The organism is Streptococcus sinensis (assembly GCF_000767835.1).
GTDB classification, from domain to species: Bacteria; Bacillota; Bacilli; order Lactobacillales; family Streptococcaceae; genus Streptococcus; species Streptococcus sinensis.
Window position 1 is genome coordinate 1 of the sequence record NZ_JPEN01000106.1, and the last position, 20,609, is coordinate 20,609.

The 20,609-nt window shown below is 42.3% G+C and carries 22 protein-coding genes and 2 pseudogenes; 7 read left to right on the forward strand and 17 right to left on the reverse strand.

The window, feature by feature from the left end:
• The 7 genes and pseudogenes from SSIN_RS09010 to hisS all read right to left on the reverse strand — a co-directional run.
• Positions 1-1,662: pseudogene (locus SSIN_RS09010) on the reverse strand (type VII secretion protein EssC); the annotation flags it as partial.
• A gap of 23 nt (positions 1,663-1,685) precedes the next feature.
• Positions 1,686-2,942, reverse strand: coding sequence for a type VII secretion protein EssB (gene essB / locus SSIN_RS09015; RefSeq protein ID WP_037618142.1), 1,257 nt, complete (start codon positions 2,940-2,942; stop codon positions 1,686-1,688).
• On the reverse strand, positions 2,935-3,183 hold the full coding sequence (locus SSIN_RS09020) for an EsaB/YukD family protein (RefSeq protein WP_037618144.1): 249 nt from the start codon (positions 3,181-3,183) through the stop codon (positions 2,935-2,937). Before SSIN_RS09020 ends, essB begins: the two co-directional genes overlap by 8 nt.
• Positions 3,184-3,273: 90 nt before the next feature.
• Positions 3,274-3,738: a type VII secretion protein EssA gene (gene essA, locus SSIN_RS09025; protein ID WP_037618147.1), complete on the reverse strand. Its 465-nt coding sequence runs from the start codon at positions 3,736-3,738 to the stop codon at positions 3,274-3,276.
• 12 nt (positions 3,739-3,750) lie between these two features.
• Positions 3,751-6,753 carry a type VII secretion protein EsaA gene (esaA, locus tag SSIN_RS09030; RefSeq protein WP_037618151.1) on the reverse strand — a complete coding sequence of 1,001 codons (3,003 nt, stop codon included), beginning with the start codon at positions 6,751-6,753 and terminating at the stop codon, positions 3,751-3,753.
• A gap of 79 nt (positions 6,754-6,832) precedes the next feature.
• Entirely contained in the window at positions 6,833-7,120 is a 288-nt protein-coding gene (locus SSIN_RS09035; protein WP_037618154.1) for a WXG100 family type VII secretion target, read from the reverse strand.
• Between the two features lie 197 nt (positions 7,121-7,317).
• A complete protein-coding gene (hisS, locus tag SSIN_RS09040; RefSeq protein WP_037618157.1) occupies positions 7,318-8,598 on the reverse strand; it encodes a histidine--tRNA ligase in 1,281 nt (426 codons plus the stop codon).
• A 180-nt stretch (positions 8,599-8,778) separates the two neighbouring features.
• Between hisS and SSIN_RS09045 the strand changes: the two genes are divergently transcribed.
• Positions 8,779-9,120 (forward strand): metal-sulfur cluster assembly factor, encoded by a 342-nt coding sequence (locus SSIN_RS09045; RefSeq protein ID WP_037618159.1) that lies wholly within the window; start codon positions 8,779-8,781, stop codon positions 9,118-9,120.
• Positions 9,121-9,236: 116 nt separating this feature from the next.
• Here the strand turns inward: SSIN_RS09045 and ilvD are convergent, their stop codons facing one another.
• Complete coding sequence (gene ilvD / locus SSIN_RS09050; RefSeq protein WP_037618162.1) at positions 9,237-10,943, reverse strand: dihydroxy-acid dehydratase; 1,707 nt, start codon at positions 10,941-10,943, stop codon at positions 9,237-9,239.
• Between the two features lie 289 nt (positions 10,944-11,232).
• Between ilvD and rpmF the strand changes: the two genes are divergently transcribed.
• Complete coding sequence (rpmF, locus tag SSIN_RS09055; RefSeq protein WP_000290416.1) at positions 11,233-11,415, forward strand: 50S ribosomal protein L32; 183 nt, start codon at positions 11,233-11,235, stop codon at positions 11,413-11,415.
• Positions 11,416-11,430: 15 nt separating this feature from the next.
• Positions 11,431-11,580, forward strand: coding sequence for a 50S ribosomal protein L33 (gene rpmG, locus SSIN_RS10390; RefSeq protein WP_003026692.1), 150 nt, complete (start codon positions 11,431-11,433; stop codon positions 11,578-11,580).
• A gap of 239 nt (positions 11,581-11,819) precedes the next feature.
• Here rpmG and SSIN_RS10090 read toward each other — a convergent pair whose 3' ends face one another.
• The 8 genes and pseudogenes from SSIN_RS10090 to SSIN_RS09090 all read right to left on the reverse strand — a co-directional run bounded on the left by SSIN_RS10090 (position 11,820) and on the right by SSIN_RS09090 (position 16,212).
• Complete coding sequence (locus SSIN_RS10090; protein ID WP_052076781.1) at positions 11,820-12,032, reverse strand: hypothetical protein; 213 nt, start codon at positions 12,030-12,032, stop codon at positions 11,820-11,822.
• A 117-nt stretch (positions 12,033-12,149) separates the two neighbouring features.
• Positions 12,150-12,230, reverse strand: a pseudogene (locus SSIN_RS10990) (transposase); the annotation flags it as partial.
• A gap of 315 nt (positions 12,231-12,545) precedes the next feature.
• Positions 12,546-13,163 carry an SAP domain-containing protein gene (locus SSIN_RS09065; RefSeq protein ID WP_037618172.1) on the reverse strand — a complete coding sequence of 206 codons (618 nt, stop codon included), beginning with the start codon at positions 13,161-13,163 and terminating at the stop codon, positions 12,546-12,548.
• A gap of 106 nt (positions 13,164-13,269) precedes the next feature.
• A complete protein-coding gene (locus SSIN_RS09070) occupies positions 13,270-13,791 on the reverse strand; it encodes an AAA family ATPase (protein ID WP_037618173.1) in 522 nt (173 codons plus the stop codon).
• A 309-nt stretch (positions 13,792-14,100) separates the two neighbouring features.
• The gene (locus SSIN_RS09075; RefSeq protein WP_037618175.1) at positions 14,101-14,292 is read right to left on the reverse strand and encodes a hypothetical protein; all 192 of its coding nucleotides are present in this window, start codon (positions 14,290-14,292) and stop codon (positions 14,101-14,103) included.
• Positions 14,289-14,516 carry a helix-turn-helix transcriptional regulator gene (locus SSIN_RS09080; RefSeq protein ID WP_037618178.1) on the reverse strand — a complete coding sequence of 76 codons (228 nt, stop codon included), beginning with the start codon at positions 14,514-14,516 and terminating at the stop codon, positions 14,289-14,291. Before SSIN_RS09080 ends, SSIN_RS09075 begins: the two co-directional genes overlap by 4 nt.
• Positions 14,517-14,518: 2 nt before the next feature.
• The gene (locus SSIN_RS09085) at positions 14,519-15,106 is read right to left on the reverse strand and encodes a DUF3796 domain-containing protein (protein WP_037618179.1); all 588 of its coding nucleotides are present in this window, start codon (positions 15,104-15,106) and stop codon (positions 14,519-14,521) included.
• Positions 15,107-15,351: 245 nt separating this feature from the next.
• Positions 15,352-16,212: a cation diffusion facilitator family transporter gene (locus SSIN_RS09090; RefSeq protein ID WP_037618181.1), complete on the reverse strand. Its 861-nt coding sequence runs from the start codon at positions 16,210-16,212 to the stop codon at positions 15,352-15,354.
• 169 nt (positions 16,213-16,381) lie between these two features.
• Between SSIN_RS09090 and SSIN_RS09095 the strand changes: the two genes are divergently transcribed.
• Positions 16,382-16,903, forward strand: coding sequence for a TetR/AcrR family transcriptional regulator (locus tag SSIN_RS09095; protein WP_037618183.1), 522 nt, complete (start codon positions 16,382-16,384; stop codon positions 16,901-16,903).
• A gap of 77 nt (positions 16,904-16,980) precedes the next feature.
• A complete protein-coding gene (locus tag SSIN_RS09100) occupies positions 16,981-18,153 on the forward strand; it encodes a CynX/NimT family MFS transporter (protein ID WP_037618185.1) in 1,173 nt (390 codons plus the stop codon).
• Here the strand turns inward: SSIN_RS09100 and SSIN_RS09105 are convergent.
• The gene (locus tag SSIN_RS09105; RefSeq protein WP_037618187.1) at positions 18,148-18,753 is read right to left on the reverse strand and encodes a DNA-3-methyladenine glycosylase; all 606 of its coding nucleotides are present in this window, start codon (positions 18,751-18,753) and stop codon (positions 18,148-18,150) included. The two genes, SSIN_RS09100 and SSIN_RS09105, sit on opposite strands and share 6 nt — an antisense overlap.
• Before the next feature lie 163 nt (positions 18,754-18,916).
• Here SSIN_RS09105 and SSIN_RS09110 point away from each other — a divergent pair, with 163 nt between their 5' ends.
• The gene (locus SSIN_RS09110) at positions 18,917-19,663 is read left to right on the forward strand and encodes a DeoR/GlpR family DNA-binding transcription regulator (RefSeq protein ID WP_037618189.1); all 747 of its coding nucleotides are present in this window, start codon (positions 18,917-18,919) and stop codon (positions 19,661-19,663) included.
• 41 nt (positions 19,664-19,704) lie between these two features.
• Positions 19,705-20,532: a Cof-type HAD-IIB family hydrolase gene (locus tag SSIN_RS09115; protein WP_037618191.1), complete on the forward strand. Its 828-nt coding sequence runs from the start codon at positions 19,705-19,707 to the stop codon at positions 20,530-20,532.
• Positions 20,533-20,609 lie beyond the last annotated feature (77 nt).

Consider the following 20,609-nt stretch of genomic DNA (forward strand, 5'->3'; position numbering starts at 1 on the left):
TCCCGTATTGCGGTCCTTGATATTGATAACCGTCTGGATATTCTCAGACAGCGAGCTCATCACGTCCTCCACGAAGACAAGCGAGCAACCCAGAGCTGTCGGATTCTCTGTGAAGAATTCCATGATAACATGGTCCAAAATCAGCTTCTCATCCGTAATCAGAACCACATAATGGGGATGAAAGAGCGTGCTTTCCTGACGAGTCGCCTCTTCCTGCTGGGCGCGTCGTAGTTTCAAGATTTGATTTAGGCTGTTTAGAACCTGATCTCTCGTCCGCTGGTTATAGACGAAACCACGGACATTCAGCTCCTGAAGCTTAGCATGGGGGAGCCAGCGCATCCAGGACCACTGAGCCCGCTCTTCCTCAGGCAGAATGGTGATAAACTGCACATCGTGATAAGAATGGAAGGTTGCGATTTGCATAACCAGCAGCTGTAGCTGTTCTAAGACCAAATTTCGAGGACCGATATAGCCCACTGGTCCATGACTGAGATTAGCTGGAATGGGCATATCCGGAATTTTCCGATGCCGAGTGTAGAGGGCATACCCCTCCTCTTCCAGCGCATCTTTCTTACCACTACGTTCCTGCTGCCCATAGGTCAGCTGGTAACTGGTTGGGAGTTTGCCCAGACCCAGACGATAGTAAAGAAAGTCAAAATGGAGCGGTGTCTTTTCATAAATCCGATGGTTATAGCTCTCAACCAAGTCGGTCAACTCCAACACTGTCGGAAAGTGGTAGTGCATCCCTTCTTTTTGTTCCCGTTCAAGCTTGGTCAATTCCATAGCCTTGTCTTTCAAGTAGAGGTGATAGAGGTCTACCCTTTCTTTCTTGTCGGCCTTATACTTCTTGCGGTTTTTGATAAAGCCACGAACCGAGAAGACAATGCTGGCAGCCGACATAGCCATAGTAGCCAGAATATAAATTCCCCGCGGCTGGATGAGAGTAATAAGAATGACCACCCCAATCATCAAGAGCGGTGGAACGATTAGCTTTAAGAGCTCATCACTCGGTTTATGAGGCTCTTGACCTGGCGGATTGAGCAGAATCTTATCCTCACTCCCCCGGTAGATGATCCGTGGAGAACGGTGGTAATCCGGATAATCCTCATAAAATCCGTAACGAGACGGCTCTCTTAACGCCAGTTGGCTACCAGTCTGAGCTGGCCCTTGTATCCAGACTTCATCAGGATAAAACTTAATGGTCACAGAACCAATGCTAATTTCATCACCGAAGCTAAGAACCTGCTGACTCGTCTTTTCTAAGTGATTATTTCGATAAAAGTCTCCCTTAAGTCGAGTCAGAATCCAGTTGCCCTGAGACTTTTGCAAGAGAAGCTCAATGCCTTCGTCCAGTTTGATAAGAGCCCCTTTTTGAGAACCGATGCGGATCTCCTGTTTGTCTAAGAGGTCATAAACTAGTGGTTCATCATCCCGCAGATAAAAGACGACTTCCCCTAGCATCAGACCATCCTTCACGACGCCTGCTTCCTCACCATATTGGTAGAAGACTTCCTCGCCATCTGCCTTGAGTTGGATTGGTCTATCTTGTTGATGGAGATAAACTTGAGCTTTCTCCGTTGCGCCGAGCAGGACTGTCTTGTCTGCTCCCAGCTCTACTTCATAACGCAGACCTTGTGTATAGAAAATTACTTGTTTTGTCATGTTTTCTCACTCCTTGGCCTGTTTTAGTTGCTGGAGGACGCACTGGATTTCGTCTCAGATGAGGACTTGTTTTCAGAGACTTCTTCTTGTTGGCTTGATGTGTTAGAGCTAGACTCACTCGCCAAGAGTTCACTTCGGCTATCCCAGTATTTCTTATACTCATTTTCTAGGGACTCTAGTTTAGCCTCTCGGTCTTTACCTGATAGCTTGTCATCCTCACGAACTTGCTTGATTTCCTGAGTCAAGGCATAGAGGATCAGGTCGCTGTCATTGATCCGTTTAGCAGTATCCAGCGCATCTTCAAAGCTGTTACGACCGATTTGAATCCAGTAAGTCAAGTAGAGCTCATCCGACTTGAGAGTGACATTATTAAGGATAACCTTCTTTTGATCAGAAGAAAATTCTAACCCTTGGATATAGGAGTACGCTAATTCATACTTTTGAGTATTCGGTAGGCTAGATGGAGCAATGCCTTCTAGTTCTGTAATAACTCCACTGTAATCCACCTTGATAAAGGCCGTGTCTGCCTGCAAAAGTTTTTCTTTAAAGGGATTTTGCAAAAAAATCAGGTAGATAAGTGGAATGAAGAGCAGAACCACGCTCACTGTCAACCAGATAGTGGCCAGCTTAAAGACCCGGTGCCGTCTGCTTGGTACCAAGACTAAATCCGCCTTTTCCTGAGCTGATTTTTCCAAATAATACTTCTCCAAAACAGCTACCGCAGTAGTTAAGTCCTTTGTCTGGCGCAGCTCGTTCAAAAAGTCTGGCAGAGTTTCCAATTCCAGTGAGCCATTATAAAGGTCCATAAAATCTAGGTCGCTAAAGAGTGTTACTGCAAAACACTTAGCCTGACGCAAAAAGTCCTCTGCTGATAGAGACTGGGGTGTCATAATCCCCGGTACACTTCGATAGGCAATCTTGGCTTGGGCATCTTTAGTAATAAAAAGATTGGCTGGATGCAAAAGAAAAGTAACCGGCAAATCTAAAGCTGCCTCCAAGGCAAAAACATTGAGAGCCAACCGAATCCGCTCCGAAATCGTACGAGTCTTGAGCTCCTCATAGCTAAGACCATGAGACTCCAGCTCATAGGTAAAGGTCACACTATCTTCATCCGCCACCATAGCCTGCTCTAAAAAGAGAGGATGATGCAAATCCAAGAGCAATAATTCCCGCAAATCCTGACTGGCCACATCTGAGCGCTTAAGACTCAGCTGCCAATTTGTTTCATTTTTTTCATAGATAAATGGCTGTTCGCCAAAGACAAATCTTTCCTCAGTCACCTGGTATCTCCTCTATCTCTACTAAATCTCCTGTCGTCATAGGATAATCCGACAGATACTTGCCTTCATCCAGCAACAAGCCTTTATTGACAATCCGCAGCTGGTACTTTTTCCGTTCCGTTCCGGGATTAAAAATACTATCAATTTCCCGAATAAGCCGACGCACCTCAATCCGCTGGGGAATCCGAATATCAACATCTCGATCTTGCAAACGTAGGGTAATATTGATATGCTGTTCCATCTCTCACCTTTCTCCTTTTTTATATATCCTTCTCCGATTATTATTGACCTACCTCTGACGACTATACAGACTCAACCTTCCAAAGCCAAGCTAATCCATCTCTGCTGTTGCCACTCGGTAGCTGACAACACCCGTTGCTCCAATAATCACTATAACGAGGCCTGCATAGAACATCCCAGGCAGAAAATCACCCCAGTCACTGGTCTCTTCATTTTCCATATTTGTCTGGAATTTGGATAAATTTTGAGAATTATGTTGAAATAGCTGTTCTTCAGGCGATTTTTTCACTGACCCCTGTATAGCAGAAAACAGCTGGTCCCTTTCGGTGATCAACTGTTCATCTTGATAATGCTGGATTTCCTGCAGTTTCTTTTGAGTCGCCTCGTTGAAAAGCTCCTTGATTTGTTCGGACTGCACACCAAAATTCAACTCCTCTTCCTTCTCAAGTCGGGAGTTATCAATCTGTAGACTATTGTCCTTCAGGTCATCTGCAGCAGCCATCGAGACTGCTGCACATGCTCCCAAGGTAAGAAGTAAGAGAAGTATTTTTTTCATATCCTTATTTTTCTATACTTTTTCAGTTTGAGTCATTTGATATTGAAGACTTCTTGTTCTAATAAAGATATTGGCTGCAAGTAAGAGAACTAAAACAATCAACATCGCAAAGAAGACAAAGAAGCCAGCAGGCTGTCCGTCAAAGTAGCCTGAAAGCAGACTTTCCAAGACTGACAGAGCATTAAGATCCTTGATAAAGGCTGGGAACCCTGTCAGACTAGCTGTCGTGCCAATCGCATTTGAGAGGTAGACAAAGCTAATCATCATAAAGAAGGTAAGCCCCATACCAATAACACGGAAATGCTTGAGTAACAGATACTGTCCTTGGATTAAGATGAAACCAGCCGAAACCATCAGCAAGACCCATGATGGCACATATTCACGACCAACCTGAAGCTGAATACTAGACACAATCCCAATAATTAATCCGATAGTTAGAGCTAGGAAAGACAAAATGCCGACATTCATAATATCCGTATCATGCAGTCTGTCCAATTTGAACTTATCCTTGACCTTGCGGATAACATTTTGTGTCGCAAAGAGATACGCTGTAAATAGACTAACAATCTCTAGAAGCAAAATCCAAGTGAAGGGACGGTAAACATTGACGGTTGCCTTGACAGAAGAAGAACTTTGTGCCACTGGACTAGATAAGAACTTGAGAAGAATTTCATTCGGCACACCATTTTCATAGGCATTATTGAGAACCTTGACAAAGGACTCGACAAAGTTTCCATTAGCAGCCAATTCTTCATTAAATTGCGCCATCAAAGAATCCGCATCATGGGATAATTTTTCAGTGCTACTTTGAGCATTAGCCAATTCGCGATTAAGGTTAGTAAAGATTTGATTTACAGACTCAGCTGCTTTAATGTTATTCTGAGAGGAAGACTTCACGCTAGACGTTTCTGTCAGCAGAGAACTATACTCAGAATTAAGCAAGGTCAACTCAGAATCCGTCTTAGCAAAAGCTGCTTCATTATTACCTTTCGCAGTAGAGATATTTGCTAGACGAGTCTTCAAATCGCCATAGAGATTAATTTGGCTCTCAATTATTTGTCCCAATGTTTCATTATTGGATCTAACAGTTGCAATCTTTTCCCTCAGCTGACCGATAGAATCATCCATCTTTTTCTGAACACTTGCGTCTGACTTACCATTCTCATCCAGAGTAAGACTAGCTTGATAAGTAGACAAATTATCCTGGATGGCTCCTATTAAAAGATCACTCAGGACTTTGTTCATAGAGCCTTTTTTCAGATTTTGCAATGAATCGTAAACCTTCAGCAAACTTTGCACACGCGTATAAGCAGAAGCAATCTCCTGCGTTTTTTGGGCATAAGCCGCTGCTGCATTCCGCACTCCCTGAACATCTATAGGGGTACTGATAGCTTGGATACCATCAAGAGATATGTTAATGGAAGCTTCTGTTGAAGTACTGGTGGGAACATTGGTAGTAGCTGTTGAAGTACTAGTGGTAGTATCGGTAGCTTCTGTTGAAGTACTAGAGGAAGCATGGGCCACACTGTAATGTACCACAAAAGTTCCACCAGTCTTCAGATTAAGTTCCTGACCAGATGTGATGTTAGTACCATCATAGGACACAGAATGAATTGTCACCCCTGCAGGAGCTTCCCAGGAAACTCGCGCTGTTGTTCCAGTCTGACCAGCAGATTCGCTAGTTACAGTAGCCTGACTAACTAAACCAGCCAATTCAGCAGAAGTGGTTCCGTTAGTTGGTGTACCGAACTGTCCGACAGTACTATAATCCAGATTCGGAATAGTGACACGGGAAATACCAAACTCAGAAAATGACTGACCGCTGAAATTTTCAGCTGGCAAGGCTGCTACAGCCATAGCTAATTGATCTTTTACTACACTCTCAGCATCATTCAATTCTTCAAGATTGGCTGTGTTCAGCACCTTTTCCAGAGTAAGAGTGTCTCCCTTTTCCAAACCGTAGTACGTATTTATCTTTTCGGTAACAAAGGTTTCTATAACTGCCTTGTGAGCATCTAGTTTAGCTCGTTCTGCCGTCAAAGCAGCTTCTAAAGCAGTGACTTGGTTGCCCAGATTGTCAGCACCAGAATTATCTTGACCTATTTCGCCTAGCTGAGTTGTCAGACTTTCCTGAGTATTTTTTAAAGTCCTATATAGTTCCTGGGTCTCTGCATCCAAATACTTTGCATCCATCTCCATCAACTGCTTCATAAACTCTCCATGGCTGATCTTGTCTTCCCCCCGCTGCTTGAGTAGGCCATCAAAATTCTTGCCATAAGTGGACTGCGAGCTATCTAGATGGTCAAAAACTTGTGAATAGCTTTCTAAGGTCGTCTTCAAAGCATTGTTAGCATCCACAGAGGAACTAGACATGCTAAAAAGGGTTGGAAAGATGTTTTTTGAGTTAGTAGCCGTCCCTAGCAGATTAGTTCGGTAAGTACCAATATTGGTTGCTTGCACTTGAGAGCTGGCTTGTACATTTTGCTGAGCAGTATAAAGGTTGCTCAGGATACTAGCCATATACATATCAACCAGCTGACTATTGAGGTCAGCAATGATATCCTTTGCTAGCTTATTCGCATCATTTTCAACCTGCAAATTTCCTGATGCATTGACCTTGTAGGCCACTGTTGTCTTGTCCACATTGATATTGTTGATATCTAGAATCTTTTCAGAAAAGTCACTCGGAATGGTCAGAACCAACTGATACTTCCCTTTTTCCAGACCAGAATCCGCTGCTCCGCGTGTCACAACAAACCAATTTTGTGAATTGTCTCGCTCGATATTTTTTACATAGCTAGCACCAAGATTATATTCTTTTTTATCCACGCGCACAGACTGGTCTTCATTAACAATAGCTACATTAAGCTTAGTCTGTTGACTGGTTTTTAGCTTAGTATCATTGCTGCTTGTCGTGTTTTTTTGCACTGATATATTCAAAACAATTACTGTAAAGAGCAAAAAAACAACCAGTAAACTATTTCCTATATACTTTAAAAGTCTCTTATTTCCCATTTATCTATTTTCAATTCTCAATATTTGTATGATATAAAAATAGGAAGGCTCTCGCCCTCCTAAAGCCGTTTATAAAAAATTAACGAATTTGTGCTGCGATGTCTTGGTCAGTTTGTTCAACGATATCAGCAACTTTAATCAACTGAGCATTAATGTCTTGAAGCAATTGTGCAAATTCTTTAATTTTTGGAGACAATTCGTTGAATTGTTGTTCAAAACTATCGAATGCAGAACCATCCCAGTTTTCAGAGATAACTGCTTGTTCACGAGTTAAGCTTGTAAGCACTTGATCCACACTTTCTGAACCTTCTGTGTAACGTTGTGCTGAAGCACGCAATTCTTCTGGAGTCAATTTAATTAAAGCCATGAGAATCTCCTTTTTTTATTAATGATAATATTATTGTACCAATAAATGAGTTTAGTTTCAAGCTTTTTATTAGAAATAAATCTATTTTTCATGAAAAACAGAAAATTAAAGCCAATCTAAACTAGATTTTAGTCCAAGATGCTAGTATCAGTTTATTTTCAGCTTTAAAGGCTTACTTAGCAAGATATAAGCGTCTCTTAAAACCCTAATTCTTTAAAAACAGTTTGAAAATCTTCTATAAGTTGAGTCAGGCTAGCTGTCACTTCTTGACGTGTTCTGTTATTTTTCACAGTCACCTGATTGCTTTCGACCTCACTCTCACCTAGTGTGATAAGGATTTTAGCATTAAAGCTATCAGCTGACTTGAACTGGGCCTTGAGCTTGCGGTCTAGGTAGTCCCGCTCCGCTGCAAATCCTTGTGCGCGAAGAGCCTGTACCAGCTCCAAAGCACTGCCATTGGCGCTAGCCCCTAAAACAGCGACATACACATCCAAGCCAGCCTCAATCGGCAACTCCACTCCCTGCTTGTCCAGCACCAGGAGCAAGCGTTCCAAGCCCATACCAAAGCCGACAGCTGGTGTTTCAGGACCGCCGAAGTAGGAAACCAGCCCGTCATAACGGCCACCAGCACAGATGGTCAGTTGGCTACCAGCCACCTCTGTCGTAAACTCGAAAATCGTGTGGTTGTAGTAATCCAGTCCGCGAACCATATTGGTATTAATAACATAAGGAATCTGCAAGGTCTCAAGCATGGAGCGAACAGCCGCAAAGTAAGCACTGCTCTCTTCATCCAGATAATCTAGGATTGACGGCGCACCTTCTACTGCCGCCTTGTCTTCGGGCTCTTTGGAATCCAGCACGCGCAATGGATTTTCCTCCAAGCGACGTTGGCTGTCTACGGAGAGACCAGCCTTAAGCGGGGTCAGATAATCAATCAAGGCCTGACGGTAAGCAGCTCTGCTCTCAGGATTCCCCAGCGAGTTAAGCTCCAAGCTGACATTAGTGATACCGATATCCTTAAAAAATTGGGCAGCCATGGCAATCATCTCTACATCTGTCGCAGGATTATTAGAACCAAAGCACTCCGCACCAATCTGGTGAAACTCCCGCAGACGACCAGCTTGAGGCCGCTCATAGCGGAACATAGAGCCCATATAGTAGACCTTGACTGGCTTTTGCACCTCAGGGGCAAAAAGCTTATTCTCTACATAAGAACGCACCACAGGTGCTGTCCCTTCCGGACGCAGCGTGATATGACGATCCCCCTTGTCATAAAAGTCATACATTTCCTTGGTCACGATGTCTGTCGTATCTCCGACCGAGCGACTAATTACCTCATAATGCTCAAAAATCGGCGTGCGGATTTCGCCGTAATTGTATTTTCTAAATGTCTTGCGGGCAAAGTCTTCTACATATTGCCACTTGGCTGATTCTTGAGGAAGAATGTCCTGAGTTCCTTTAGGTTTTTGTAATTTCATCTTCTGACCTCCGCCTTCTTTAGTACCTATATTTTACCATAAGTCCATCATTTTGAGGAGCCAAAAGAGGATTTTTCCTCCATAAGGACTAAATCCGTTTTCATTTACTAAGAATTTCTTGAAAAATTGTCAGAATTATGAGAAAATAAGACCAATTCAAAATAGGAAGAAGGACCGATAATGAGAGAGGATATCAAAATCAACGACCGCGCCGCAGCCATCCAAGAGGAATTAATCAAGAAACTCGAAACCATCTACGATCCCGAGGTCGAGCTGGACGTCTACAATCTCGGTCTCATCTATGAAATTAACCTCGATGAGGCTGGTCACTGCAAGCTTGTCATGACTTTTACTGATACAGCCTGCGGCTGTACCGAGACCGTTCCCGTCGAGATTGTCGAGTCTCTCAAGAAAATCGAAGGTATCAAAACCGTCTCTGTTGAAGTCACTTGGTCCCCCGCTTGGAAAATCACCCGTATCAGCCGCTTCGGCCGTATTGCGCTGGGGATTAGTCCGAGATAGCTCTCTGCTTAGCTAGTTTTCTAGCCTCATTTATCCCATTAAGCGACTTTCTAACCCTAACAAAAACAACCGCCCGAAACATTTTCGAGCGGTTTTGTCATCTTATGTAGTATTGCTTACTTTTTACCTGTTTCTTCTGGTTTCCAAAAGTCGGTAACAGCACCTTTGGCTGCAGAAGATACCAGATGGGCATATTTACCCAGCACTCCGCGGCTGTAAAGCGGTGGAATAGTCGTTTCTGCCTTGCGTTTCGCGAGCTCTTCATCAGAGACTGCCATGGAAATTTCCTTGGTGTCTTGGTCAACCGTGACCATATCGCCAGTGCGAAGGTAAGCAATCGGCCCGCCATCCTGAGCTTCCGGAGCAATGTGCCCAACAACCAAACCGTAAGTACCGCCTGAGAAGCGGCCATCTGTCAGAAGAGCCACCTTGTCTCCTTGACCTTTACCTACGATAATAGAAGAAAGTGACAGCATTTCCGGCATACCAGGTCCACCCTTTGGTCCAACATAGCGAACCACGACAACATCGCCATCTACTACTTCATCAGCCAACACCGCATCAATAGCAGCCTCTTCTGAGTCAAAGACCTTGGCTGGTCCGACATGGCGACGCACCTTAACACCAGAAACCTTGGCAACAGCGCCGTCTGGAGCCAGATTACCATGCAGGATAATCAACGGTCCATCTGCCCGCTTCGGATTTTCAAGCGGCATGATGACCTTCTGACCAGGTGTTAAGTCAGCAAAGTCGGCCAAGTTTTCAGCCACGGTCTTACCCGTACAAGTAATGCGGTCACCATGCAAGAAGCCGTTAGCCAAGAGATATTTCATGACAGCGGGCACCCCGCCGACATTGTATAGGTCTTGGAAGACATACTGACCAGATGGTTTCAGATCCGCCAAATGCGGCACGCGCTCCTGAATAACATTGAAATCATCCAAGGTCAGCTCCACATTCGCCGCATGGGCAATGGCTAACAAGTGCAGAGTAGCATTGGTAGAGCCCCCTAGAGCCATGGTCACTGTAATGGCATCTTCAAAGGCTTCGCGGGTCAAAATATCAGATGGTTTGAGCCCCATTTCCAACATCCGAACAACTGCTCGGCCAGCTTCCACGATATCGTCTTTCTTATCTTGGGATTCTGCTGGGTGAGAAGAGGAACCCGGCAAGCTCATACCTAGGACTTCAATAGCCGTAGCCATAGTATTGGCTGTGTACATACCGCCGCAGCCGCCAGGTCCAGGGCAAGCGTTACACTCAATGCGGCGCACTTCGTCAGCGGTCAAATCGCCATGATTCCACTTCCCGATTCCTTCAAATACGGAAACCAAGTCAATGTCCTTGCCGTCCAGATTGCCCGGTGCAATGGTTCCGCCGTAGGCAAAGATAGCTGGAATATCCATATTAGCAATGGCAATCATGGAGCCAGGCATATTCTTATCACAGCCTCCGATAGCCACGAAGGCATCCACATTGTGCCCACCCATGGCTGCCTCAATCGAATCCGCAATAATGTCGCGTGAAGTCAAAGAGAAGCGCATCCCCGGTGTCCCCATGGCAATCCCGTCCGATACTGTAATCGTACCGAACTGAACCGGCCAAGCACCTTGTTCCTTCACTCCTTCCTTGGCCAACTTACCAAAGTCATGCAGGTGAATGTTACAAGGCGTATTTTCCGCCCAAGTCGAAATCACCCCGACAATAGGTGTTTCAAAATCCTTGTCCGTCATCCCCGTCGCCCGCAGCATGGCACGGTTGGGAGATTTGACCATACTGTCATAAATCTTGCTTCTGTGGCGTGTATCTACCTTATCTGTCATGTCTTTCCCTTTCCTTGCTCTATTTCTTGTAACCCTTATTATAGCACACTTTCACCCACTTTTACAGAGGAAAATTTTTAAATTTTCAGAATTTTTGAAAAACAAGAACCCGTGTGCCAGCCTCATCTGCCAAGCAACAACCCTTTAGCAACTAGCTCTGCCATTCCCAAAAAGAAAATCAAAAAAATCTGTCAAGTAACTTTACTTTACAAAAAAGATTTGATATACTGTTAAAGTTGATGAAAATCATGAGATTGCATCGAATTACATTCTAAAAGGAGAAACTAAAATGGCAGTACCTGCACGTCGCACCTCAAAAGCGAAGAAAAACAAACGTCGTACACACTACAAAGTAACAGCTCCATCTGTAAACTTTGACGAAACTACTGGAGATTACTCACGTTCTCACCGTGTATCCCTCAAAGGATACTACAAAGGACGTAAGATCGCTAAAGCTGCTGCAGCTGAATAATAGAAGGGAGATATCATGCGCGTAAATATCACACTTGAGCACAAAGCATCTGGTGAACGCTTGTACCTTACTTCTAAAAACAAGCGTAACACTCCAGACCGTCTTCAATTGAAGAAATACTCACCAAAACTTCGCAAACACGTCGTGTTTACAGAAGTGAAATAAGGGTTCACTACGAATCAATACAGAAGGAAAACGCTGATTTCAAGCGTTTTTTCTTTTTCTTGAATTCAGTACATCACAATATAAATCAATCGAATCACTACCTTTTTCACTACCTTTTTAGATAAATACGTATCCTTTGGATATTTTAGTAAAGTTTTTAGATAAAGGAACACTAAGTAGACCGATAAAAACTGCTATGATTAAATATATAATCCAAAACCTATTACGTTTGATACTTTTCATTTGTTTCTCAACACCTTGTATTTATTATCCGAATACTTTAAAGACATCTCTGAAAATACCGAAGCAGGATTCAATGTTCTCTTTTCATCATATGGAAAATCAATTATTTCCATTATTTTATTTGATATTAAATCTACTGTTTCAATATGCTCATCAAGGTTACGCCCTCTAACATTTAATTTTTTGACTTCATCTCTGTTGATGGACATTATTTGTCTAACAATACTATCAGGTAGGTACTCTCCTCCTCCCTTTTTTCCTTTTGGGCAGTTAATGAAATCTCAATATCAAACAAACTGGAAAGATTTGAAAGATTAATTCCATATTTTTTCTGAAAGACGCTTTAAGCTGATCCCTTGTTTCCTTAGTTCATAGATTTGAACTTTAGCTTTATAACGCAATTTCATTATAAAACACCCCAATGTTAGATTTTTTATGTCTAACTTTTGGGGTGCGGTTCATTTCAAGCGTTTTTTATTTTTCTTGAATTCAGTACATCGCAATATAAATCAATCGAATCACTACCTTTTTCACTACCTTTTTCACTACCTTTATTTGAAATGAAAATACGGATTCGGACAATCAAAAGTAAGAGGAACTTCATTATGAGGCTCCTCTTTTTTCCATGCTCACTCCAACATCTATTTTACCATTGTATTATAATAAAACAGCTTATAAATTTATGTGCTCAGCTTTATTCAGCTCGACAAGCTGGAATCTGTTTACTTCCGGTATTCCTCTACTTTAGATTCATACTTTTTTAAAAGTTCCCGTGAGTAAACTTTTTCATGTATCGAGTTTCTAACCTCTTTCCAGAGAATAGCTGCAACTTTTAACTTATTAGAATAACAATCGCTCAATTCATCTAAACAAAAGTCTTTTAGAAACTGATTCCATTGGCAAGCCGAACTATCATACTTGGCATAATCTGACTCACCATAATATATTTTAATCATATCTTGAATAGTGAATGTTATATCTTTATCCCTTTTTACTTTTCGCCAAGCCGTTGCCATATCAGCACTAAATTTAAACGAACTAATGCCTGTTACAGCTGAAAAATAATCTCGAAATTTTTGGTTAAAAGAAAAACCACAGTTAAGTAACGGAGTCTCCAAGGTTATCACTTCGACTTGACTTTTGTTTCCTTTACTCAAAAATTTTTCTACTTTATTTCCCCTAAAATATTGTTCGATAATATAGTTCAATTCTTGCTTCGTACATCTATACTCTAATCCAAGGAACTTACAAATTTGTGAAAGTTCTTCTCGATACCAATAGTATCTATTAAATTCTTCAAATGATTTTATATCTCCAAAATCAGGTCTTTTTTCTTTCATATGCACACCTTAATAAATTCAAATTTGTCATACAATCAATCTACTTGCCAGCTTATAAACCCGTCTTATCTCTTTACTTTCTAATTCCCAGCTATCAAGCTCAATTTTAATCAACTAAAAATCTATCCGAAGTTTTTATGATATGTGCTGTTTCTTTGACGTCCAAATCATCTGTATACAGCAAATGATTTTCCTCAATATTTTTAGTTAAGAACTCATTTCTTGACTGGATAGATAAATCGCCTGTTCTTTCAATTTCTTCTCTAGAAGAATCTCGGTCTCTAAGTGTTTCTTCTTCTGCTAACAAGACGCAGTATTTTAAGTTTATCTGTCTTGCCTTTAAGAACTCCGCGATTTTCTTCAGTTGTTCCTCAAAGATGACATATTCTATAACGACTGTGATGTCTCTGTCGATGAAATTATTAGTCAGACTGATGATATTATCCCAGAATAAATCCATATAATAGCCATCATCTTCCCAGGGTGCTACTAATCCGCCTTTAATCATCAAATAAATCATATCACCTTCTATTACCGCACTTTTGTCAAAAGAGTAAGCTAATTCTTTACTGACCGTGCTTTTTCCAACACCTGGAGGTCCAGAAACAATATAAACACAATTTTCCAATGGAACACCTCTATAAATTTTATTCTCCGTAAATAGTCGCTCATATTATACCATTTTTAAGATATTTTTCTACTTACTTCAAGTCTCTCATAGAAATAGATAGGAAAAAGTGAAATCATTGACATCAAGAAAGCCCTTGAAATCAACGTTTCAAAGGCTTTTTTGTTTTCGATGAAATAAACTGAATGTTAACTGATTAAAATGAGTCTGGTTTCGGTGCAAGGTTATTTCACCTTGCACAGGAGTAACCAAATTTCTAGCACTTCATTTATATTCAATGTTCATTTATTTCAAGTGCCTGATTTCTCTTTAAGACAATTTCTCTACATCTTTCACATAGCTTCGCACTACAGTACCGCAGTGTTTGCAAATGTCGTGATAAAGGGTTTGTCCATTAAAAGTAATCTTTTTATCTACAGAAGTGATACCAGCATAACCTTTAGGCTGTTGGCAAGTGATAAATTCCTCTGAACCACAGTGAGGACAAATAAGTTGTTTCATGATCTTTCTCCTTTTTCTTTTAGTTGGAAAAGTTCTTCCACCTGCAAATTAAAAACCTGAGCAATTTTGAGGGCCATCTCCAACGAGGGATTGTAACGGTTATTTTCCAGATGCAGAATCGTCTCACGTCGTATGCCAATGCGATCAGCCAACTCCTGCTGGGTCATACCAATGGATTCGCGGACAGATTTGAGATTGGTGATAATCTTACTCTCTTTGGCCATGTCTATCCTCTCCTTTCAAAGATAAAATAGACAACTGCAAAGATGCAAATCAAGGCTGCTATAGCAATAAATACTGGGCCCATGGAAAGAGTGAGAGAACCTATGTAGCCACTGATAACTGCCAGCATCATCAGTGCAACGAGAATCAAGACAAACATCAAGCTTGCTGCCTTGGCTAGATTAGCATAGAAGCGTTCGTCTGGAGTTTCCTTGATATTTTTCAAAGAGAAAAAACCAAATACAATCGCTTCAATAGCTAAGCCGATTCTTAAAATCCATTCTTTAATGCCGGATCCTTCGCTTGGAGTCGAAACCCAAATCCCTACTGTATAAAAAATGCTTGCTGCTAACACAAGCAGCGAATACAGTTTTGCAGATAAGTCAAAATTTCTCTTCTCTTTATCTTTCTTCTGCCATGGTTTCATGTGCAGCCAACCCCAAATGGCTACAATCTGAGCTGAAACTGAAATACCGAGAATAATCAACTTAGGCCCCCAATTAAGATTGGAACCAAAGAAAACATTGAAATCAATAAATAGAGCCGTAGCAATCATCGCAATGAGGCCACCGGTTTTTTGACTTTTTTTCATGACAAACTCCTTTCATCAGCTAGAAAGCTGTAAAAAATAGAAGAGTAATAAATTTTTTGAGAGATGATTTATCTTCTGACATCCTTTTTTAGTCATTTCACTATTTGAGTGTTAGAAATATCTCACATCCTTTATGTTATAAATATATCACATTTGATAACAAAAGGCAAGAATTTATGTGCTATTTTGGAAAATTTTTTTAATTTCCGCAAACAAAAACCCCAGAATTTCTCTGGGGAGCTGGCTTATTCTTTACCAATACAATATTCTTGGTGTTCCTGCAAGCTTTCATCGGTCTGAATAGTCACTTTAGCAATGCCGTAAGTGTGTAGCTTCTGGCGCAGGGTATCCTGTGTCTCAGCCAGCAAATTTGGATTTTCCAGACAGATATGGAGCATGGCAAATTTTTCTAAACCATCTGTCGTCCAAACATTGAGCTGGGTAATGGCTCGCACATTTTCCAATGCTGCTATTTCCTGATAAAGCTGACTGAGATCAACATCGTTAGGCACATGGTCTAGGAAAATCTGGATATTTTCCCAGAATTTTGGCAGGGCCTGACTGAGAATAAAGCCTGCGATGAAGAGAGAAAGCAGAGGATCTAGGAAATACCAGTCGGTGAAGCGCAAGATGAGGGAAACTACGATAACTGCTATCCAGCCCAAAATATCCTCAAGGAAATGCAGACTGAGAATGGATTCATTGTGACTGTGTCCATGGCTGACAACTCTGCTGGCTGCTGTATTGACGACAATGGCGACAATCCCCAAAACTAACATGCCATCATAATTCACCTTCTCCGGAGCAAATAATTTAGGAATATTTTCCACGATAACCAAGGTTGATCCGACCAGCAAAATCACTGAGGTCAACATGGCTCCCAGCAAGCTGTAACGTTTATAACCCAAGGTATACTCTCGGTCTTCTTTTTTTGTGGAAATTTTTTCAAAAAGAGTCGATAAGCCAATAGCTAGAGCATCTCCGGTATCATGAACCGCATCCGCTAAGACAGCGCTGGAATTAAAGAGAAGGCCAAAGATAAATTCAATAATGGCAAAAGAAAAGTTTAACAGAAAGGCAATTGTCATATTTCTACTGGATTTCATGCGAACCTCCTTATTTATTTTCCTAAATGAATAATACTTATGGTATAATGTAATCAATACCGAACACTCTGTTCAATTATATTATCTACTATTATTAGAAAGGAAACAAGAGGCAGTTCATATCTTTTGTCTGTTAGCAGACAAAAAGCTCTTTTTGTACGGAATTTCCATGGATAGACGAGTAAAAAAATCACGCGCAGCCATTTACCAAGCCTTTATCAGCCTGCTCAATCAGAAAAGCTACGAAAGCATCACCGTTCAGGAAATCATTGACCTAGCAGATGTAGGCCGCTCTACCTTCTATAGTCACTTCGAGACCAAGGAAGCTCTGCTGGAGGAACTCTGCCAAGATCTCTTTCAGCATACCTTTATCGAGCGCTCAGAAGGTCGGGACTTATTTGAAGCGACAGCCCATATTTTCCATCACTTTCGGAAAAATCAGGATCGGATAGCCACCCTTCTCTTGGATAAAAATACTTACTTCATCAACCGCCTGAAAATCGAGCTGGAACGCTATCTCTTTCCCATGATTCAGCAGAAATTACTGCAGGAAAAGAGCCATCTTCCTGAACATTTTCTCAAAAATTATGTGACATCAACTTTTGTTGAGACGGTTAGTTGGTGGTTGCAGCAAAGAAAGCAGGTGGACGAAGACACGATTTCCCACTATTTTCTGGACTTGATGAACTAATCCGCAATTTGCCGTATCATTTTCAGAAAAGATGTGGTAGAATCGTCCCTTGATGCACGAAAGGAGATTGATAACTTATGAAAAAAGAACATTCACCATTTTTAATCCCAGGCATTATCATGATTGGGATTGCCTTACGGGCACCTTTTGCTGTTTTGCCTGTCGTTTTGACGGATATTGCCGAAGGTCTGCAGGTTCCGGTTAGTTCGCTGGGTCTCTTGACTAGTCTGCCTTTGATTATGTTTGCCCTCTGCTCGGTCTTTGCTCCGCGCTTGGCGCAAAAGATGAGCTTGGAAAAGCTGTTTGCACTTGTGCTAGTCGTCCTAACTCTAGGCTCGCTGATTCGCGTGTTTAATCTTCCCTTACTCTATACGGGAACTATTATTTTAGGAGCGGCTATTGCTGTCTTAAATGTCCTTCTTCCAAGCCTGATTCAGGCCAATCAGCCACATCGAATCGGATTTTTGACAACCCTTTACATCACATCTATGGGGCTATCGATTACGATTCTTTCTGCTCTAGCTGTTCCCATCGTTCAAATGAGTTCCTGGCAAGGTCTCATCTGGGTATCAACCCTAATCTGCCTCATAATCCTCTTGGTTTGGCTGCCCAATATCAAGTACAGCCATCACTTGGCTAGTAAACATCAGAAAAAGCAACACCTAGGCGCTCTTCTGAAAAATCCAAGAGTCTGGGCCTTGATTTTATTTGGTGGTTTACAGTCACTACTCTTTTATACCACTATGACTTGGCTGCCGACCTTGGGGCAGCAAGCTGGACTTTCTACGGATACGACAGGTCTCCTAGCAGCTGTGTTTTCTTTGATTAGCCTGCCCTTCTCCATGATTATTCCTAGTCTGACTCCTCGCTTGAAAGCTCGTCAACGTCTGGTCATGATTAGCCTGGTTTCCGCAGCAGGCCTGATTGGTATTGCCATGCTCTTGATTCGGACAGATTCCTTTGCTTACTGGTTGGTTCTTAATCTCCTCATTGGCATGTCTGTCAGTGCCCTCTTCCCCTATCTCATGGTGACCTTCTCCCTCAAGACCTCTACGCCTGCGCAAACGGCCCAACTATCCGGACTGGCTCAAACTGGAGGATACATCCTAGCTGCCTTCGGTCCTAGCCTCTTTGGCTACAGCTTTGATTTGTTCCATTCTTGGACACCAGCCATTTTGATTCTCTTTGGTCTGACCCTCGTTATGGCCTTGAGTGTCTTCTACATAGAAAAATTTGACAAGATTTTATAAAACTTCTGATTCTCCATCAGGAGTTTTTTGCTGCCAAGTTTCTTGGTCGGCCAGTAAATTTTTCTTAGCAATTTTAGAAACATGCCGATTGCCCGCAACATAAAAACCCAAGGGCTCTTGCCGCCATGCGTCTGTGCAGGTGACACCAATCCGCGACCGACTTTCGATTTGAACCGGTTTACAATCCTCGTCTAGCTGCAAACTTCCTCCTAAGCTCTGACCGTCAAAACGCTTGTCAATGCCAGCGTACTTAGTCAGCTTCCCAGGTCCATTGGCCAAAAGGCGCCCATCTGGCAATTCCAAAGCCCGAATCAGGACAGCCTCGGCGATATTTTCACTCTTAGTCACCAGATTCAGCATCTGATGGCCGTGAATCTGATAGACATACCAATGGCCGGCAGTCAGATACATGGATTCATTTTTAGGAGAGCGGCGCCCACCAGCAGAATGACAGGCACTGTCCTGCTGTCCCAGATAAGCTTCCGTTTCAACAATTCGTCCCAAGACTTGGCCGTCTAAAATTAACTGCATGCCTAAAAGAGCCTTGGCAGTTGCAACTGTGTCTTCTTCCATTAGTTTTCGAAATTCACTTGAAATCATCTTTCCCTCATCTTATCCGCTTGATTTTCATTTGATTATAACATAATTTCAAAAGAACTTTTCTTATTTTTGATAAAAATACTTAAAATTCCTTAAAAAACCTTTTAAAAACTTAAAATGTGTGTTATGATTGTCTTAGAAATATGAAGAAAGGATAAAGAAGATGTATCAGGAGCAGCGGCTTTCAAAAATGCTGAAACTTTTGGAGGACAAAGGGCAGCTGGCAGCCAAGGACATGGTGGACTATTTTCAGGTTTCCAAGGACACCATCCGCCGCGATTTCTCAATTTTAAGCGAGCGAAAACTGGTTCAGCGCACCCATGGCGGGATTATTCCTTTAGAAAATAGTCGGCAAATCCCTTCTTTCAACGACCGCGTCGGCCAACTAAACCAAGAAAAAAAGGCTATCGCTCAGAAGGCTCTGGACTTTCTTAAACCCAATCAGGTCAATTTCTTTGATGTGTCAACGGTGGTTCTTAAGCTGGCTCAGCAAGTTCAGCAACCAATGACGATTTTTTCTCATTCTTTGGATAATGCCATCATGCTGAGTGATCAGGAGCGGGTTGATTTCCATCTTTTAGGTGGGAAGTTCTATCCGAGAAATCGCTTTTACTACGCCCTCAATGAAGCCGAGCTGCTCAGAAGTATTTCTTTCGAGCTGGCCTTCATCGGAGCTGCAGGGCTAAAAAATGGCCAAGTCAGCTTTGAAGACCAAGAAGATGCCTATCTGAAGAAGCTCGCCCTCAAGCAAGCCAAGACAAAGATTCTGCTGGCCGAGCAGGCCAAAGTTCAGAAGGAAGCAACCTATATTTTAGGAGATATCAGTGATTTTGACTACTGGATCACGGATCAAAAACCCAGCCCTGAGCTAGAAGCTCTTCTGGCTGGGAAAGTCACCATCATTTACTAGCTCTACAAGATTTCATTTTATAGCTTACGGAGGAAGCGACCATGACCAAGCAACATATTCGTTTGATTATCAGCGACATTGACGGCACAATCCTTGATGACCAGCACCAAGTAGATTCGCAACTGAGGGAACAGATTCCCTTGCTGAAAAAAGAAAACATTCCCTTTGTCCTAGCTTCTGCCCGCTCTCCTCTGGGAATGGAGCCAATTGCGCGTGAGCTGGGACTGGGTGATAATCCTCTAGCCTGCTACAACGGTGCCCTGATTATCAAAGGCGATTCAAATCAGTACGAAACGATTATCGAGCATCCATTGGATAAAAAAGAAATCCACACTTTTCTGGAACTTGTCAAGGCCGAGTTTCCTAGTGTTTCCATCAGTCTCTACTCTGGTAAAGATTGGATTACTGAACGTTTGGATAAATGGGTTCAAATTGAAGCCAACATTACAGGTGAGCAACCTCTTATTCAAAATGTTCTGCTACCCGTTCTGGATGCTCTCATTCCAGCCCATAAACTGCTTTTAATTGATGAAGCAGCTGTTATCCAGCAACTGCATGCTTACTTGCAAACGCTGGATTTCCCCAATACAGCCTTCTACCTGTCCAAGGACAATTATCTGGAAGTCACGCATAAACACGTGTCAAAAGAGCACGCCCTTCTGGAAGTGGCTAACCACTATCAGATTCCGCTGGAGCAGGTCATGACGATCGGGGACAACTTCAACGATCTTCCGATGCTGCGAATGGCCGGTCTGGGAGTCGCCATGGGCAATGCCCCTCAGGAAGTAAAAGAGGACGCTCGGACAGAGACCTATAGCAACAACCAGCACGGTGTCGCAAAAGCTATTGAAAAGTATGTTTTAATCTAACGAAAAAATCTGCCAATGTGTACTGACCCCAAAAAGTTGGACAAAAAATATTAGTGAAAGGATTTGGTTCTGTACTG